At 43.3% G+C, this 18,585-nt stretch carries 10 protein-coding genes; 3 read left to right on the top strand and 7 right to left on the bottom strand.

Translation table 11 applies throughout. The features are described from left to right. The first annotated feature begins 675 nt into the window (after positions 1–675). Entirely contained in the window at positions 676–2,031 is a 1,356-nt protein-coding gene (locus ELR70_RS02115; RefSeq protein WP_054017693.1) for a 3-deoxy-7-phosphoheptulonate synthase class II, read from the top strand. Positions 2,032–2,063: 32 nt separating this feature from the next. Here the strand turns inward: ELR70_RS02115 and ELR70_RS02110 are convergent, their stop codons facing one another. Next, positions 2,064–2,873, bottom strand: coding sequence for a pyruvate, water dikinase regulatory protein (locus ELR70_RS02110; protein ID WP_054017694.1), 810 nt, complete (start codon positions 2,871–2,873; stop codon positions 2,064–2,066). Positions 2,874–3,014: 141 nt separating this feature from the next. Here ELR70_RS02110 and ppsA point away from each other — a divergent pair, with 141 nt between their 5' ends. Next, positions 3,015–5,390, top strand: coding sequence for a phosphoenolpyruvate synthase (gene ppsA / locus ELR70_RS02105; RefSeq protein ID WP_054017695.1), 2,376 nt, complete (start codon positions 3,015–3,017; stop codon positions 5,388–5,390). Positions 5,391–5,435: 45 nt separating this feature from the next. Here the strand turns inward: ppsA and ELR70_RS02100 are convergent, their stop codons facing one another. Then, positions 5,436–5,627, bottom strand: coding sequence for a PGPGW domain-containing protein (locus ELR70_RS02100; protein WP_268795185.1), 192 nt, complete (start codon positions 5,625–5,627; stop codon positions 5,436–5,438). A 162-nt stretch (positions 5,628–5,789) separates the two neighbouring features. On the opposite strand from ELR70_RS02100, the gene ELR70_RS02095 reads away from it, so the two are divergent. Continuing rightward, positions 5,790–8,843, top strand: a complete 3,054-nt coding sequence (locus ELR70_RS02095) for an FAD-binding and (Fe-S)-binding domain-containing protein (protein ID WP_054017696.1) — start codon at positions 5,790–5,792, stop codon at positions 8,841–8,843. A gap of 580 nt (positions 8,844–9,423) precedes the next feature. Here ELR70_RS02095 and ELR70_RS02090 read toward each other — a convergent pair. The 5 genes from ELR70_RS02090 to ELR70_RS02070 all read right to left on the bottom strand — a co-directional run bounded on the left by ELR70_RS02090 (position 9,424) and on the right by ELR70_RS02070 (position 18,393). Further along, positions 9,424–10,371, bottom strand: a complete 948-nt coding sequence (locus tag ELR70_RS02090; protein WP_054016422.1) for an IS30 family transposase — start codon at positions 10,369–10,371, stop codon at positions 9,424–9,426. A gap of 107 nt (positions 10,372–10,478) precedes the next feature. Beyond that, the gene (locus ELR70_RS02085; protein ID WP_054016575.1) at positions 10,479–11,687 is read right to left on the bottom strand and encodes a tyrosine-type recombinase/integrase; all 1,209 of its coding nucleotides are present in this window, start codon (positions 11,685–11,687) and stop codon (positions 10,479–10,481) included. Positions 11,688–11,797: 110 nt separating this feature from the next. Continuing rightward, on the bottom strand, positions 11,798–12,649 hold the full coding sequence (locus tag ELR70_RS02080; protein ID WP_054016576.1) for a DUF417 family protein: 852 nt from the start codon (positions 12,647–12,649) through the stop codon (positions 11,798–11,800). Positions 12,650–12,947: 298 nt separating this feature from the next. Further along, entirely contained in the window at positions 12,948–14,741 is a 1,794-nt protein-coding gene (locus ELR70_RS02075; RefSeq protein ID WP_054016577.1) for a S8 family peptidase, read from the bottom strand. A 466-nt stretch (positions 14,742–15,207) separates the two neighbouring features. Further along, complete coding sequence (locus tag ELR70_RS02070) at positions 15,208–18,393, bottom strand: M43 family zinc metalloprotease (protein WP_054016578.1); 3,186 nt, start codon at positions 18,391–18,393, stop codon at positions 15,208–15,210. Positions 18,394–18,585 lie beyond the last annotated feature (192 nt).

The following is an 18,585-nucleotide window of genomic DNA, read 5'->3' as shown; positions in this document are numbered from 1 at the left end:
ATTAGTGACAGCGCCCTGGTTTTCAAGGCTATATGATACTTGAGTTCAGTAAATCGGTGTAAATTTGGTATCTTGTTATGAAGCGTATCTTTTCGCTTTGATTGATTTAGACCAAATTCTTCCTTGGTAGGGGGGGGCGCAATTTGTTCACTGCATATTTAGACAAAGAAGTGATTGAGCTTAAGTTGTGGCATTATTAAGATTATCTAATTTTAAATTCAATTGAGCTACACGTATCAATAGTACAGGAGTGATGAACATCGCGTTGAACAATGCTAGGCTCAAGAAGCCAATGCAGGTTGTGACAGTGAACTTTTAACTAATCGGAATACGATACTCGATCTGGGCACAAGGAATATGTTGGGATTGCATTGAAGTAGTTGTTTTGGTCGGAAGGGGAGAGATACGCAAAATTCTTAACATCACGCCAATTTAACATAATTCTATTTTGAGCAAGGAATGACCCTCTGACCATCAAATAGACCGAACAGATCTAGCGTTTGACTCTGGTAAATTTATCTAAAATCACACTAATGCTGACTTGATTTTAATTGTTAAAGTGTATGATGTGTTCTTTGTTGTGTTTAATCCGTTAATTTCTTCGAAATATCCTTGAAGCTGTAGCGTCTATAAGGTACCTTGCCTTTGAGGTAACTAATGAGGAATGAGGAAAATATGAAACCTTGGAGCCCAGATAGCTGGAGAGAACATCCGATTGTTCAACAACCTGAATACCCTGATAAATTTGAGCTTGAATCAGTAGAAAAACAGATCAATGCAGCACCACCTTTAGTATTCGCTGAAGAAACTCGTAGTCTGTATAAAAGCTTAGCTGATGTGTGTGAAGGAAAAGCATTTTTGTTGCAAGGCGGTGACTGTGCAGAATCGTTCGCAGACTTCAGCGCTACAAGCATAAGAGACACCTTTAAAACACTTTTGCAAATGGCTGTTGTACTGACCTATGGTGGCAAATGTCCAGTTGTAAAAATAGCAAGAATGGCAGGTCAATATGCTAAACCGAGGTCATCCGATTTTGAGACAATCAACGGTGTAGCACTGCCATCCTACCGTGGTGACATAGTAAATAGTTTTGAATTTACAGAAGAAGCTCGCATACCAGATCCAAAAAGGTTGCTAACGGCCTATCATCACAGCGCTTCAACGCTCAATCTACTTCGAGCGTTTGCTCAAGGGGGACTTGCAGACCTTCACCAAGTAAGCCGATGGAATATGAGCTTTGTTGCTGCAAACCCTATGAAAGAGAAGTTTCAACAACTGGCTAATCGAATTCAAGAAGCGCTTGAGTTTATGGAAGTATGCGGTATCGACTCTACAGTTGCGCCAAGTCTTAGGGAAACACACTTATATACATCGCACGAAGCACTGCTACTTGGTTATGAGCAAGCCCTAACTCGAAGAGACCACCTAAGTGGAGACTGGTATGATTGTTCAGCCCACTTTGTTTGGATCGGAGAACGTACAAGGCAACTAGATCATGCACACATTGAGTTTTTCAGAGGCATAAAAAACCCTATAGGTGTAAAAGTTGGCCCAGGTATGAAACCTGACGAGCTTATCGAATTGATCGACGCTTTGAATCCAGAAAACATACCTGGTCGCCTTACGCTAATTACCAGAATGGGGGCAGATGTTTTACCAGAAAAACTACCTGCTTTGGTCAGAAAAGTTCAGGAAGAAGGGCGTAAGGTCGTGTGGAGTTCTGACCCGATGCATGGCAATACAGAAAAGGCAAGTACAGGTTATAAAACGCGTAGTTTTAATAATATATTACGTGAAATCAGCCAGTTTTTCGCAGTACATAAAGCGGAAGGCTCATACCCGGGTGGTGTTCACCTAGAAATGACAGGTCAACACGTTACCGAATGTATTGGCGGTGCATATGGTCTCTCTGATGAAGACCTTGCACAGCGTTACCGTACACAATGTGATCCACGTTTAAACGCAGATCAAGTCCTGGAACTCGGGTTCCTGGTTGCTGACCTGCTAAAAGATGCAAGAAATCGAGTATAGAATATGGATTTAAGGGCCTCAGGGCCCTTTTATTAGTATTTACGCCTTTCCAGATTTGTTTCAGACATAATCTTGGCTGATATCTCCTCAACTGAAAATTTGGTGGAATTTAGGTAAGGAATTTTATTCTTCTTAAACAGCATTTCTACCTCTCTTACTTCAATCCGACATTGACGCAGAGATGCATACCTCGAATTTGCCATACGCTCCTGTCTGATTGCCGACAAACGTTCTGGATCAATCGTCAAACCAAAAATCTTTTGCTTATACGGCATCAGACACTTAGGTAACGCGCCTTTTTCAAGGTCATCCTCTGTCATTGGATAATTTGCTGCTTTAATTCCATATTGAAGTGCCAAATACAAACTTGTTGGGGTTTTACCACTTCGGCTAACGCCCACTAAAATGATGTCAGCTTTTTCATAATCTTTAACATTTGCGCCATCGTCATTGGCAAGGGCGTAGTTGACTGCATCAATTCTGAAATCATAAGTTGCTTCATGAATACTATGCGTTCGGTGAATTTTTGGCACCGGAGCGACTTTCAATTCTCTTTTCACTATTTCGCTGGAATATGATAAGAAATCATAACAAACGCCATCAGAAGTAAGGATAATATCGGACAATACCGGGTTGACAAATGTGAAAAACACCAGCGGCTTTTCGCCGCTTGATTGGGCTGTGGCATTAATTAGCTCTTTGATTTTTTCCGCTTTTTCGACAGTCTCCACAAAAGGGATCGTCTTATGATTAAAGTCTACGGGAAACATCGACAGTGTTGCGTGCCCGAACACCTCTGATGTAATCGCTGTTCCATCAGATATATAAAATGCAGTTCTCATTTTAACCTTTCAATTACTTTTTTAGTATTTTTTCGTGTCGCGGTTTACGCCGCTATGCATTAAGTTGTAGAATGCCTTCGACCTATAGGAAGGTCAATTTTTCTCTCACATTAAATACAATTTGTTTTTGGAGACAGTTCCGTGCAAGACTACGTTCTCTGGTATCAAGAATTAGGTATGCAAGACGTACCTAGGGTTGGTGGTAAAAATGCCTCTCTGGGTGAAATGATATCTAACCTTGCCAATGCAGGTGTACAAGTACCCGGTGGATTCGCAACAACGGCAGACGCCTTTAATGAATTCCTCGAGCAATCAGGCCTGAATGAGAAAATTCACACTATTCTCGATTCCCTCGATGTTGACGATGTCAACGAACTTGCCAAAGTCGGCGCACAAATCCGCCAATGGGTTATTGATACTCCTTTCCAGACAGAATTAGACCAAGCCATTCGCAACGCATACGCCTCACTACACGGCGATGAAAGCAACGATGTCTCCTTTGCTGTTCGTTCCTCAGCAACAGCCGAAGATATGCCAGACGCTTCATTTGCAGGACAACAAGAGACTTTCCTTAACGTTAAAGGTATCGACGCAGTAATGGTCGCTATCAAGCACGTTTTTGCCTCTTTGTTCAACGACCGCGCAATTTCTTATCGTGTTCACCAGGGCTACGACCATCGCGGCGTCGCTTTATCAGCTGGTATTCAGCGTATGGTACGTTCAGACAAAGCATCTTCAGGTGTTATGTTTACTATTGATACAGAATCAGGTTTTGAGGACGTCGTTTTCGTAACCTCAAGCTATGGTCTTGGTGAAATGGTCGTGCAAGGCGCAGTAAACCCCGACGAGTTTTACGTCCATAAGCCAACACTGGCCAAGGGCTTGCCAGCAGTTGTAAGACGTAACATTGGCTCCAAAGCAATTCAAATGGTCTATTCGAACGATGAATCTCACGGTAAACAAGTAGAGATTGTTGATATGGACCCTGAGCTGTCAAACAAGTTCTCCATCACAGATAGCGAAGTACAGGAATTAGCAAAGCAGGCTGTTATCATCGAAAAGCATTACGGCCGTCCAATGGATATCGAATGGGCAAAGGATGGTAACGATGGCAAGCTTTATATCGTACAAGCTCGCCCGGAAACGGTACGCTCTAATGAAGATGCTAACGTAATGGAGCGTTATCAGCTTAAAGAAAAATCAAGCATCGTTTGTGAAGGTCGTGCAATTGGCCACAAAATCGGTAGTGGTGTCGTACGCGTACTAAACTCGATTGACGAAATGGATAAAGTCGAGCAGGGCGATATCCTGGTTACTGACATGACAGACCCGGATTGGGAACCGATCATGAAACGCGCAGCTGCAATCGTAACGAATCGTGGAGGTCGTACCTGTCACGCTGCAATCATCGCTCGAGAGTTGGGAATTCCGGCAGTAGTTGGTTGTGGTAATGCGACCGACACCATTAAACATGGTGATGAAGTAACGGTTTCGTGTGCAGAAGGCGACACTGGATATATCTACCAGGGTAAACTAGACTTTGAAGTTATCTCATCACGTATCGATTCAATGCCTGACATTCCGATGAAGATAATGATGAATGTGGGTAACCCAGACCGTGCTTTTGATTTTGCTAAGTTGCCACATGCTGGTATTGGTCTTGCTCGTCTAGAGTTCATCATTAACCGAATGATTGGTGTACACCCTAAAGCGTTGATCAATTTCGACACTCAACCAGCTGATTTACAAGCTGAAATCAAAGAAATTATTGCTGGTTACGAGTCACCTGTTGAATTCTACATCGCTAAACTTGTCGAAGGTATCTCTACCCTTGGCGCTGCATTTGCACCAGAGCGCGTGATTGTTCGTATGTCAGATTTTAAGTCTAACGAATACGCAAACCTTGTTGGCGGTCAACAGTATGAGCCGGAAGAAGAAAACCCAATGATCGGCTTCCGCGGCGCATCTCGCTATATCTCTGAAGATTTCCGCGAATGTTTTGCCCTTGAGTGTGAAGCAATCAAACGCGTTCGTAACGAAATGGGTCTCGATAACGTTGAAATCATGATCCCATTCGTTCGTACACTTGAAGAAGCTGCTAAGGTTATACAGCTACTCGAAGAGCACGGACTTAAACGCGGAGAAAATGGTCTTAAAGTTATCATGATGTGCGAGTTACCTTCTAACGCATTGTTAGCAGAAGAATTCCTTGAGTATTTTGATGGCTTCTCGATTGGTTCGAACGACTTAACTCAGCTTACTCTTGGTCTTGACCGTGATTCCGGCCTTATTGCTCACTTATTCGATGAGCGTAACCCGGCCATCAAAAAGCTGCTTTCTATGGCAATTCAAACAGCCAAAGCAAAAGGTAAGTATGTAGGTATTTGTGGACAGGGACCTTCTGACCATGAAGACTTTGCAGCCTGGTTGGTTGATCAGGGCATCGATTCAGTATCGCTCAACCCTGATACTGTTCTTGAAACCTGGCTATACCTTGCCGAGCAAAACAAAGCTTAGTAAAGATTGATTAAGGCCTGCATCATGCAGGCCTTTTTTAAAAAATTATCTAAAACGCTTGTCTAGTTGAACACAGGCACTCTTAAACCATACTTGACTCTTTTTCAGCCATACTCGTGCCCATGGGTAATTGAAGGATAAGCAAAGCAACGCACCAAGCAGAAAGAAAATCGACGGGCCTGGTACCACAATAAACACCATCGCTAGCAAAGCACAAACCCCTGCAACTAAGTTCATCATAATTTTATTCATAGTGTGACCTCAAATTCGATATTAGTATTAAATTTACTCCATATACCTGCTTTGATCCTTTTCAAAGTGTAACAAAACAAAAAATTCCGGATTTTTAACGAGACTCAACATGATACAATAATGCCAAAGCAATAAATTATTACCGTCATGATTGCCGAAATTACCCAGCAGAATTCTGCCAACACATTATTAAATGACTACATCAGTAAAATTTGCGGCCAAGGCTTTAGCGGGGATACAGATACAAGTTATGCGACCCGTATAGTCACTGCTACTGATAACAGTATCTATCAAGAAATACCTCAAGCCGTTATCTACCCTAAGAATACCAAAGATGTACAAGTTGCAATGCAAGTAGCATCTCTGGACCCTTTTTTGTCTTTAAGCTTTGGACCCAGAGGGGGAGGAACAGGTACTAACGGGCAATCTCTTACACCTGGGATAGTGGTCGATCTGTCTCGTTACATGCGAGAAATTCTTGAAATAAATGAAGAAGAAGGCTGGGTGCGAGTACAAACTGGCGTCATAAAAGATCAATTGAATGATTTTCTGAAGCCTTACGGATTCTTTTTTGCGCCAGATCTATCAACCAGTAATCGCGCGACTATTGGAGGCATGATCAATACAGATGCTTCTGGTCAAGGGTCTTTGGTTTACGGTAAAACCAGTGACCACGTATTAGAACTTAAAACCATTCTTGTAGACGGTACTGAGCTCAACACCAATAAACTTGATCTCGAAAAAGCCGAATTATTAGCAGCGCAAACCAACAGAGTCGGCGAAGTATATAAGGCGGTACTAACGAGTTGCCGCGAAAATCGAGACCTGGTACTTGAAAAGTTTCCAAGGCTAAATAGATTCCTTACGGGCTATGATCTCGAAAATGTCTTTGACGATGAGATGACCACATTTGATTTAAGCCGTGTAATCACAGGGTCTGAAGGGTCGTTAGGGATAGTTACCGAAGCGAAACTGAACGTAACCCGCATACAGCCATATAAAACACTCATCAATATTAAATACGATTCTTTCGAGTCTGCTTTGAGGAACTCACCTTTCCTAGTTGCAGCAAATGCAACTTCCGTAGAAACAGTAGACAGTAAAGTTTTGAATCTAGCCAAGCAAGACATCATTTGGCATTCAGTATCGGACTTAATCTCGGATGTTCCAGGAGTTGAGGTTCAGGGCCTCAACATGGTTGAGTTTAATGGCGAGACCCCAGAAGAAATCGAAGGAAAAGTTTCTTCGTTATGCAGCCAACTTGACCAACTTATCACCAACCAGGAAGCGGGTGTTGTTGGCTATCAACTTACTAATGATAAAGCAGATATCCTAAAAATTTACGCTATGCGTAAGAAGGCTGTAGGCTTACTTGGCAATACGAAAGGCAAACAGAAGCCGCTTGCATTCGCCGAAGATACTGCAGTACCACCAGAAAATCTCGCAGATTTTATTCTTGAGTTTAGGGCTCTTTTGGATAGCAAAGGACTACACTATGGTATGTTTGGTCATGTAGATGCTGGCGTACTTCATGTTAGACCCGCCTTAGATATGTGTGATCCCGAACAAGAAAAATTATTGCGAGAAATCTCAGACCAGGTTGTTGCATTAACAGCTAAATATCGTGGTCTCATGTGGGGGGAACATGGTAAGGGGTATCGTAGTGAATACGGCCCGGAATTTTTCGGTGACAAACTTTTCACTGAACTGAGAAAAATAAAATCTGCATTTGATAAAAATAACCGCCTTAACCCAGGAAAAATCTGTACGCCTCTGGAATGTAGTGACAGTCTGGTCAGTGTTGACGGACAGAAACGTGCATGGTTTGACAGAGCGATTAATATTGAAGTCAAAGAAAGCTTTGAAAATGCAATGAACTGCAACGGTAATGGACTTTGCTTTAATTATGATGAAGCCTCTCCTATGTGCCCGTCATATAAAGTGACCAAAGACCGTCGGCACTCGCCAAAAGGTAGAGCTTCTCTGATACGAGAGTGGTTTCGTCTTCAGGAAGAGCAGGGGGTCGATTTACTATCATCAGAGAAAACGCTGATAGAAAAAGAAAACGATACCACCTGGTGGGAGCGTTTTAGAAACAATCGAAAGAAACAACAGGGCATCTATGACTTTTCACATGAAGTCAAAGAATCAATGGATGAATGTCTTGCTTGTAAAGCGTGTACCACTGCGTGCCCGATTAAAGTTGATGTGCCGAGTTTTCGGGCTCGCTTCTTAAATCTGTATTACAGTAAATACAACCGTCCATTAAAGGATCACCTTGTTGCAAATGTGGAACAAACAACGCCTCTGATGGCAAAGCTGCCAAGACTTACTAACTTTGTTGTGAATTTTGCTCCTGTCAAATCCGCGTTGAAAAATATTGTAGGTTATGTAGATACGCCAACGTTAAGCGTACCAACTTTAGACAAACGCACCAACAGTGAGTATAAGTACGACGAGAAAAAGTTTTCTACACTATCAAAAGAACAAATGTCCGATATAATTTTTATCGTTCAGGATCCGTTTACCAGTTTCTACGAAGCTGAGTTAGTAGAAGCATTTATGCAAGTAATTACTAAACTCGGTAAAAAGCCAGTGCTCTTACCATTTGTTCCAAACGGTAAAGCTCAACATGTAAAAGGGTTTTTAAAAGAATTCAAATCAACAGCTAAGTCTGCCACTGAGTTTTTGTCACGTATTGCCAGTTATGGCCGGCCACTCGTTGGATTAGATGCCTCTTTGGTATTGTGTTACAGAGACGAATATCTCAAGATCCTGAATGAAGACAAATTAGCATTTACAGTTCACCTTGCACATGAGTGGCTGTCAATTCAGGACTGGAGTTCAGTTGGGAAGTTGTCAAACGTAAACGGCAACTCCGTTGTCAAGTTACTTAGTCATTGCACAGAAACCAGTGCGATGCCTGAAAGCAAAACTGTTTGGAAAGATATCTTTGGGCAACTTGGTGTGAACTTGGAGACTCCAGCAACAGGATGTTGCGGAATGGCTGGCACTTATGGCCATGAAACCGATCATCAGCACAATTCAAGATCGTTATATGAAATGTCGTGGCAAAAACACACGAGTAATATGGCAGAAGAAACAGTACTGGCTACGGGCTTTTCTTGTCGTTGCCAGGTTAAGCGTTACGAGAATAAAAAACCAATGCATCCGATAGAGTACATTGCAAAGAATCTTTAATACAATAGATGGTAGCGATACGTATTTGTGTCGCTACTTTTCGATTTTAGTTACAACTCCATTCCTTGATTCTCTAATCAAACCTCGATTTAACATAATTTAAAAATCAACATTCCATTTGATTGTTTTTTTAAGATAGACGGGAATTATGTGGCGGAAGTAGTATCGCGCAACATTGTATGATGTGTTCTTCCTCACATATAAATTAAAGAGATCGGAGAATTTTAACTATAGTGGTGTGAACACGGGTCAGAGAATTTACAGAGCTTCCATTTTTAGTACTGAAATAAGCGATTCAGATACGCTCTTTGAAAGCACAGATAATTCGAATCAGGACTTTAGCTTTGCTGAAGAGGTATTTTTTATACTGAGTTTAAACGCCTGTTTCACAAAGCCGATATGAACGAATCACATTTCAATATTGATTCGTGTTTTATTAGACGTAAGCGAGCTCTATTCGATTTTCATGAAGTAACAACGATACCCAATGATGCTCAAATAAATCATTAGGCTTTCGTGGTATTAAGAATAAAAAAGAGATCCCCGAATTCAACCCTGAAGTGCGACACTCTTACCTAAATTAAGCGGCCTGCATCATTTCTTTGAATACTACAGCTGGCTGCTTAAAACCCAAACACTTTTTCGGTCGATAATTTATCCGCGACATCGCGAACTCGACGTCTGCATCACTTACTTCTCGCAAATCAGTGCCTTTCTTTATATATTGACGCAGCAAACCATTTGCATTTTCGTTTGCCCCACGCTCCCAGGAAGAGTAAGGATGCGCGAAGTAGAAATCCGCCTCTAAAGAGGCCGAAATGAGTTCATGAGCGGCAAATTCGCCGCCATTGTCTGCCGTGATTGTATGCACGTACTTTTTATAAGGCGAAAGCAGTTCTATCGTTGCCTGTGCAACATCTTCCGCTGATTTCGATGCGGCTTTTTTGACAAGATAGAAGCGTGTTTTTCGCTCCAAAACAGTGACCAGGGCACCAGTTCCTTGCTTCCCTAATACGGTGTCAATCTCCCAATCCCCGAGCCGTGTTCGCTCTTCCACGACTTCGGGTCGTCCATCAATTGACATTGCATTTAAAATCGCAGGGCCTTTGTCATTTCTACCTCGTCTATATCGCTTATGCCCTTGACGTAGGTGACGATAGAGTTTTCCGCCATTGCGTTTATCAACAGCAACATAACGATAGATCCACTCATGACTGACAGGCTGTTTAACGCTCGTCAATACTGCTGAAATTTGTTCCGGACTCCAATCTGATTGCAGTAGTATTCGGATGAAGTCGATTCGTTTTTGAGGGATACGGTATTTCCGTGCCGTTTTGCGTTTCCCTATAGCCATTACGTGCGCCGAATCAGGGCAATATGACTCGTTGATTTTATGCCTTCTTAACTCTCGATAAACGGTGGAGCGATGACATTTTACTTTTTCTGCGATTTCAGAGGCAGAACAACCCACTTCCAATAATGTGGAAATCTGGTATCTTCTGCCCTCGGTCAACTGCTGATATTTCATGGTAGTACTGCTTGTTTCTTTGGCGAGAAGAGCGTACCACTTTCAGTAGTTGGCTTCCTCTTCTATGCGTTACCATGAATGTCGCACTTATTATCTGAAATCAGGATCTACAATTTACGTTTTATTCCAGACTTTGCTCTTTCTTTAATATTGGTCTGGATATATATTTGATCGGTCGTCGCTATTTTTGAGTGACCCAGATCTTCGGATAAATGTTTAAGGGGGCGGTGCTGCGCATCATGCGTGGCACCAGTATGACGTAGCCAATGTGATGTAGCTGCTTGTAAGTTTTCAGCTTCTTCCTGAAACCCATCCTCATTGAGCTTTTTAATTGCCAGATCAAAACTTTCCTGCACGATTCTGCGAATTTGTCTTACATTCATGCCTCCATTACCGCGAAGTTTATGAATGATGGGGTGAGGTTCATCGACGCGAGGCAAGGAAGTCAGCCCTCTGCTTAAACGATATCGCTTTAAATACTCGATGAATTCTTCGCTTAATGTTACATCTCGAAGCTTGTTTCCTTTGCCCATTATACGCAAAAACCAAAAACCATCTGGATCTTGCCAGAAATGGCTCATTACCGGTGCCCATTGCGGGCGGTCAGACAATTCGGATATCCGTAAATATAATCCCTTTAAACATGCTAATGTAAACAGATTTCTTTCAAGCTTGGGGTCATTTTCGCAACGGTCTTTTGTAACACCAAACACATATTCCCACTGCAGGTTACTCAGTGTATCTGGCATCTTAATTTGTGACTGTACTACGAGATAAGGGCAGTTTTTTTTCACCACAGGAACAAAGTTAGCGAATGATTTTTCTTCCAAGATAGCAAACTTATAAAACACATTTAATGCGGTGAACATTGATGCGAGTGTTTGCTGACTAACCCCATTAGTCTTATAAACAAAGGGTCGCCAGCTTGAATTAACAACCCTTAAACCATTGCTATCCTTAAAACGCCATTGCACTGATTGGGCAACCCAGTCGTCACTGGTCTCAACGACAAACTCAACATATGCCTCAATGTCTTCACGTTTCAGATCAAATACAGAGGCTTGTTTTATTGTCCAGGACCAAAGATAGAAGCGCTCTATTTCATTACGAAATCGATTGAATGTGGCTTCTGACTTGCGACCATATACATACAAAAATTGATATAGAAACGCCAGATCATTTTTACAACAATGTGGATCAAAGACCTCATTGGTAAGAAAGTTAGCAATATCTGGGTATTCTGTCTCGAGTGTATTGTCCTCAAGATGTGCGACTAAGTACCTGAGCTGCTTAAGCGTATCAACTAATGGCGTCATTGTATGTGTATAACACTGATTATATAAACAGTGTTTCATTCTGAACTAAGCTCAGCAAGATTGCAACGGAAAACCGAGCTCGCGCGTTATCCGCAGCGAGCACTTAAGCCTTAATTTTCTGCTTTCGAAGCATGCAATTCGCGAGCGTACTCGAAGATGATGGCAAGATTACAAATGAACCAGAGATCTTTGATTATGAATAACCCCAACCCGTCTATCAGAGTAGTCGGTGAAAACCCACCATCGGCTGTGAACAAAAATGTCTGTGTCATAATAAATACAGCACCTGTACCGACTATACCAATCAAAACCAGATTACGTCTGCCAAGCCAAATGCCGGCACCAAGTAGTATTGAAAATCCCAGGTCATAAACACCGATTAAATCTGACGCTTGCTGGATTGTGAACACCTGATAAAGCCATGCCATAAACGGGGAGGTTTCGACCAATGGCACTATGGCCTTGGCTTCCAATTCTAGAAACTTCATTCCACCAATCCAGAAAAGTACAATAGCCACGGGAATATAATTTAATATCGCATGCTGGCGTGCTGAGATCCGCTTAGTGAAACATAAATAAAGTGCCAAAGGTAACAGAGCAAAATACTTAATAATACCCTGACCTGAACCAATAACCGGAAACCCGCCGTGTGCTGCAATCCAGCGACCAGCGTCGAACAGGGTTAGCAACATAATACCACTCAATACAACGAGCAAAGCAAATTGCGGTCTGCGTAACTGAGTTATAAAAAGTGCGGCGCCAACGCTTATGCCCGTAATTAAGAAAAATAGCCCAAATACCTGACTAAGACTCTGCATTGAATATAAATCGTTGAGCGAGTAAAAACCCAGGGCTTTTTCTACATAACCAATATTCCCCCCAAGAATAAACGAGCTACCGAGTAACATCAGGCTTAGGGCAACGGTAAAAGCAATCACCTTATAATTTGTTGAGTGTGACATAATAGTCCTATGCAAATGGATGTACCAAGAAGACCGGACAAGCCCGTTTTAATTTCAGAAAGGTTTTGTTTTTTTGATGAGTCAAAAACAAAGTGAAGCCAGTTAGGAGATTGTTTGTAGGTGTACGTTAACCATGAATACGAAAGACCAAGTCTTTCGCTCTCTATGTATCTTAAAATAAAAAGGGCAGTGCGTTAACGGGAACACAATGCCCAATTGATAGTTCAGCATAAACTGAATAGGCTATATACAAGTTAAGTGTAAGCTAGGAAAAGATTGTCCGGCTTGCAGCAAAACCTTAGTTTGTTTGAGCTTTAAGGCTTACTCCACTATAGGACGAGTAGCCTCGTAACATGATATGGAACGTGCCTGCCGATGGATTGTTAACAGTACAAACCTCGTTATTGCCATTTTTATAAGGACGACAGTCGTATGTAGAGAGAGTAGGCTGCGCGTTTGCACGTACATACAGGTCTGCATCGCCTGATCCGCCGCTCATTGTAAACGTCACTTTACTCACACCGTTACCAACGTTGAATGTATAAAAGGCTTCACTGCCCGAACTACCACTCAGGCTGGATTTGGCTACACCATCTTGCAACTCATTACCACCGGTGCCATTTAATGCTGCATCCACCGCGGCTGAAGCATCAATGATACCGCTACCACAACTGCTACAAGTGGCGGGGAAACTACGAGCAGTACTCTTCAGGATACTTTCAACTTCGTCCGGACTAGCTGAAGGTTTAGCTTGTTTAATAAGCGCAGCCACACCCGCAACGTGAGGCGCTGCCATTGACGTACCTTGTGAGTATGCATAGCTATCGCTGGAAGGCGTATTGCTTCCCGAATTGTAGGTAGAAAGAATACCTTCTGGGTCATTCGCAAAACTTTGCGCGCCACCGGGTGCTGCAACGTCGATGTTTGAACCGTAGTTTGAGTAGTAAGCGCGGCCACCGTTACGACCTACAGAAGCAACATTGATGATGCCGGAGCAGTTACCCGGATTGAAATTGGCAGAATTTGAGTTGTCGTTACCCGCTGCGATTACGATGGTCGTACCATTAGCACGCGCCGTGTTAATAGCGCTCTGTGTCGTTGAGCTACATGCACCGCTACCACCTAAGCTCATGTTGATGACATCAGCCGGGTTTGCGTTAGATGGTACGCCTGATACTGAACCACCTGATGCCCAGATGATACCGTCTGCGATATCAGAAGTCAGACCGCCACATTTACCTAGTACACGTACAGGTACAACTTTGGCGTCATAAGCGACACCAGCCACACCCTGACCGTTGTTTGAAACCGCCGCGACCGTTCCCGCAACATGTGTACCGTGCCAGCTAGAGCTGCGAGCGCTATGTGTATAGCCGCATTCATTGGCAGATACTGCATCACCCGGGTCACGTGCATCACTGTCACGACCACCGCCGTCGTTTGCAACTGACAAGTTGGAGATCATGTCGTAACCTTGCAGGATGTTTGCGTTCAGATCTGAGTGAGGGCGGTAACCAGTATCCAGTACAGCCACTACCACACCATTACCCGTTGCCTTATCCCACGCAGCAGGTGCGTTGATACCACCAGCAGACTCAAAATAGTGCCACTGGCTTGAGTACTGTGGATCATTAGGGGTAGCGAAAGGTTGCAACATCTGGTCGATTTCTATGTATTCAATATTGCCTGTCTCGACCATTTCCTGCATCAGGCTATGGGCATCAGCCGCAGAAAGCGTTTGGTCTACGCGCATAACGTGATGGTTGCTCAGTGCCATTTGACGGACATATTTAGTTTGTAACGACGCTTTATTTTTACTCTTGAAGCTCTTAACAAAACTTTGTGCTCGTGAATTCATCATCGCCGGAGACATCTCGGCCTCAGATATGGACATAAGCTGATTACTATTGTCCTTGTATTTAATGATAAACTGCGTGCCTGCGGTGTTTTGACCTTCAATTTTCTGGCTCAACTGCGCCATACTTGCAACGCTATTGAACGCTTCAGCGTTATTTGCCACAGCTTGAGTTGCAGCGAACATGCCTGAAATAGCCAGCGCAACGGCACCAATTTTTAAATTATTCGTTGTCATAATAGTTTTTCCCTAGATTTAGTTGTTGTTCCTTCCGTTCAGCATTGCGTACAGAAGGTGTTTAAATGTAAACACGAGGTTACTTTTATTTTAAATTCCGTTTACTTATATTAGATGAGGTTTGGGTTATAAGAGTTGATCAGATTTCACACAGCTAGTTGTTTTGTAATATTTAATTCATATTTTTAAGGGTTGTGATGATATATTTTTCATGTAAATGATTGTAAATAGCTAGTGATAATTTATGAGTAATTCACACCTATTTGGCCCTTTAATAAGCACATGATCTGCATTAAGAAGTTCCAGTAGGTTTTGTAAATTCTGACTATCTTTAGCAATGGGCGGTCAGTTTTCTATTAACTTTGTGAACGCAGGTAAGTTCCTGCAAGAGCACCTTAGAAAAGAGTAATAGCCAAAAAGCAGCGCACTTTTCAGGTGCTGCTTTTTGGCTTAAGCTTGTTATCGACTACTGCTTACGACATTGCTGTGCGTCAAAGTCGACAATTATGCTGGCGTTTTCTGCATTACCAGAGATCTTTAGGTAAGACCAATACTGGCTTCCAGCTGCGATTTGAATGCATTCCGATGTGCCACCAGAATTAGATTGTGCGTCCTTATCGTTATCACTTGGCCAGCCACCATTTTTGTACAAGATGTTCAGACTTCCACTGCCATGCGCTGTTGTAATAGCCAGGCTTTGTGCAGAATTAATATCTCCAATAGATAACCATAAAGTACCATCTCCTCCCAGACAGGTCGCTTCGCCCGCCACCAGTCGACCGCCGGTTACTGGCTGCTGAGTCGCACATGCATCAGGTACCGAGCCACTGATATCTTTGGGCATGATCTCAACGGTATAGTCCTCAACTTCTCCATCACCTACCGAGCCACAGGCACTGGCAGCAGCGCCGTTGTACTTCATAGCAATACGTAATCTGGCTTTAGAACCCACCATATTTGCAGGAACATTAATTGAGCCTGTCACTTCGCCTTTACCAGACACGTCTGACATAACCTGCTCAGATTCTTCGAACTGACCATTGTTATTAAAATCTATCCAGGCAACCCAATGCTCGGTGTAACTTCCGCCTGGCGTAAAGGTAAACAGGTTAGATCCCTCTGTAAGCTTAATAGTCTGATTAGAAAAATCACCATATCCGTCTGCCTGAGAAGGGTTGCTAAACGATCCATTTTGTACATTTGCGATCCATTCATATCGGGTGTTGCCACTGGCTGAACAGTATTCAATGCCGGAAATGCTTACGGCGGCTTGCGCGCTGTTACTCAGTCCATCGTTATCTGTCACTGTTAAAGTTGCCATATAGTCGCCAGTCTGAGTGTAGGTATGGCCGGGGTTCGGCTCATTGCTTGAGTTGCCGTCGCCAAACTCCCACAGGTAAGTAACAATATTGCCATCCGGATCTTCAGAACCTGCACTGCTGAAGGCGACGGCTTGTCCTGACATGGCAGAGTAGGGGCCATTGGCTAGTGCAGTAGGGGCCACAAGTTCTGATTTCACCTCAGCAGTTGCAGTATCTGTTGCCGTGTTACCGTCATTATCTGTTACGGTCAGTTTCACAGTATATGCTTCTGCGTTTTGGTAGGTATGTACAGGGCTTACAGCGGTGGACGTGTTACCATCACCAAATTCCCAGTAATAACTAACAATACTTCCGTTAGCATCGTTTGAGCCCGCACTGCTAAACTGAATAGACTCGCCAATAGTGGTACTATAAGGGCCATTGGCTTGTGCGATGGGTAAGCCAGAGTCACCAGCTCGTTCATAATAAACAACTAACGAAGCGCCGCTATACTCTAGGAAAGGGTCAACCATGATATTTAACTGGCCACCGCCAGCTGCAAATTCGCAGTACTCGCTGTGTCTTGGTGCACTGAATGGCCCGCAGTCATGTTTATCAGCCGTTGGCACTGAGTTCATACTAACATAGGCATCTGGATCACCCTGATACCCGCCAGGCATTACCGCAACCGTGCGTACAGCATCAGATGGGATTTCAAACTGATAGGTTTTTGGATCGGCACCTTTAGCAGATTCCAGGTTATTAATTTCAGCTAAGAATACGCGCTCACAGCCATTGCACAGTGTATTGTCAGTGCCAGAAATGACACTGAGCGTCGCATTTGAATAGGCACTAAAGGCGTCAATTGTAGTATGATAGGGCACTGTACTGGATGGAGCAGAAATAGTCACCAGCTCCGGAGAACCCGCGCTTCTGAATGAGATAAAATCGGCGTCCCAGTTATCGCCATTTTTCACCGGTGCTTGGCCCTTAGAGACATACATATCAGGGTCTTCATCGTAACCATCCAAATAAAATGCAACAGCCTGCGTACCAGCCGGCACCGAGATCTCGTAGTTATCCACATCGCCTTTTTGACCTGACAGATCTGTAAACGACTGAATAACATCGCCCTTTGGCGGCGTAACCGCGCCGGACGTGCCATCCCATGGATGATCAGCATTGCTGGTATACTCATCAAGGCCAGTTGCTATCAGGTTTGCATTAGACCAAAGCGTTGCCCTTGCAGGCCCATGAAGGGCAGCGGTCATTCTGTCTACCTGATCACTGGTGAACATGGCATAGTTGTCGGAGTAGTGCATAAAGTTTTCTGTGTTTGTCGGCTGACCCAAACAGTTTTTTGCGTTGTTCTGTAATATGCTGCTACTCATTTGCGGCGTATCGCACGAGCCATCACCAGTCGCATTACAAAAAGCCTCAGAATGAATAGTACAGACATCACCATCAAAGGTATGGGGCAGGTTTAGCCAGTGGCCAAACTCATGGGTCAAAACAGAGCGGAAGTTTTCATTGGTGTTAGCACCAACATAATCACCATTATAAACAACCCGTGACAAGCCATTTTGCGACATGCTCAACTGAGGGTACCAGGCTACACCGGAATTATTCGTTGAGCCATCATCATATAAGTCTTGCTGAATATAGATATTCATATACTTAAAGTTGTCCCAGGCATCGGCTGAAATTTGATCGTCAACGCCACTGCCTTTACCATATCCTGCTTTTTCTGGGTGGCGGACAATACCATTTGTTGGTTGGCCGCTTGGATCTTTTTTTGCCAATACAAATTCAATGTTGAGATTTTGCCTGATCGCCTGAAACTCGGGCGCAATGGGTCCATCATCTGTGATTAAACCCAGGAAATCCTGGTTAGACTTGTTCAGTCCGTCTATGACTTTTTGCTCGGTTAAGCAGTAGGTGCCTGTTTCACAGTTGTATCTGTCGCCATAAATATGCACAACCACTGGAATATAGTAACGCCCGGGAACACCATTGCCATTCTCTGCTGCAATATCGTCCTGACTCGCAAGCTCAGACATAATGTGCGATGCAAAACTAGAACTCAAAGACCGTTGTCTGAGATTCTCTTTCTGGATAGCAGACCAATCCTGCGAATTATGGTCAGTACCACAGATCAGTCCTCCATGTTTATGGCTGGTGGAATTCGCAAATACGGATTGTATCCTACTATCAAGTTCAGTTTGACTGACTTTGACAGGCTCGCCTGCAAATACAGTGTTGGGGGACAGCGTAGTCAGCAAAATAGCCGTAGCCTGGCAGAGTGTTTTTCTGGTCGGTGTTTTTGCCAACACACGTTGAGAAAAAGGCATAGTGTTCTCCTGTTGTTTTTATTTGTTAACATATGGATGTTAAGAACGTGCTTTCTTTTCATCTAAGTTAACTTGTAGTGTTGTTATAAGTACCGTTATTGGTACTTTGTTATTTCCCTGGAACTGCATAAATATTCTTTTATATTAGTAACCTAACCTCCAACCATAGAGGTTCGGTGGATTTTTGTACGT

Source organism: Pseudoalteromonas sp. R3 (assembly GCF_004014715.1).
Lineage (GTDB): Bacteria > Pseudomonadota > Gammaproteobacteria > Enterobacterales > Alteromonadaceae > Pseudoalteromonas.
This window is presented reverse-complemented; position numbering and strand designations above follow the sequence as displayed.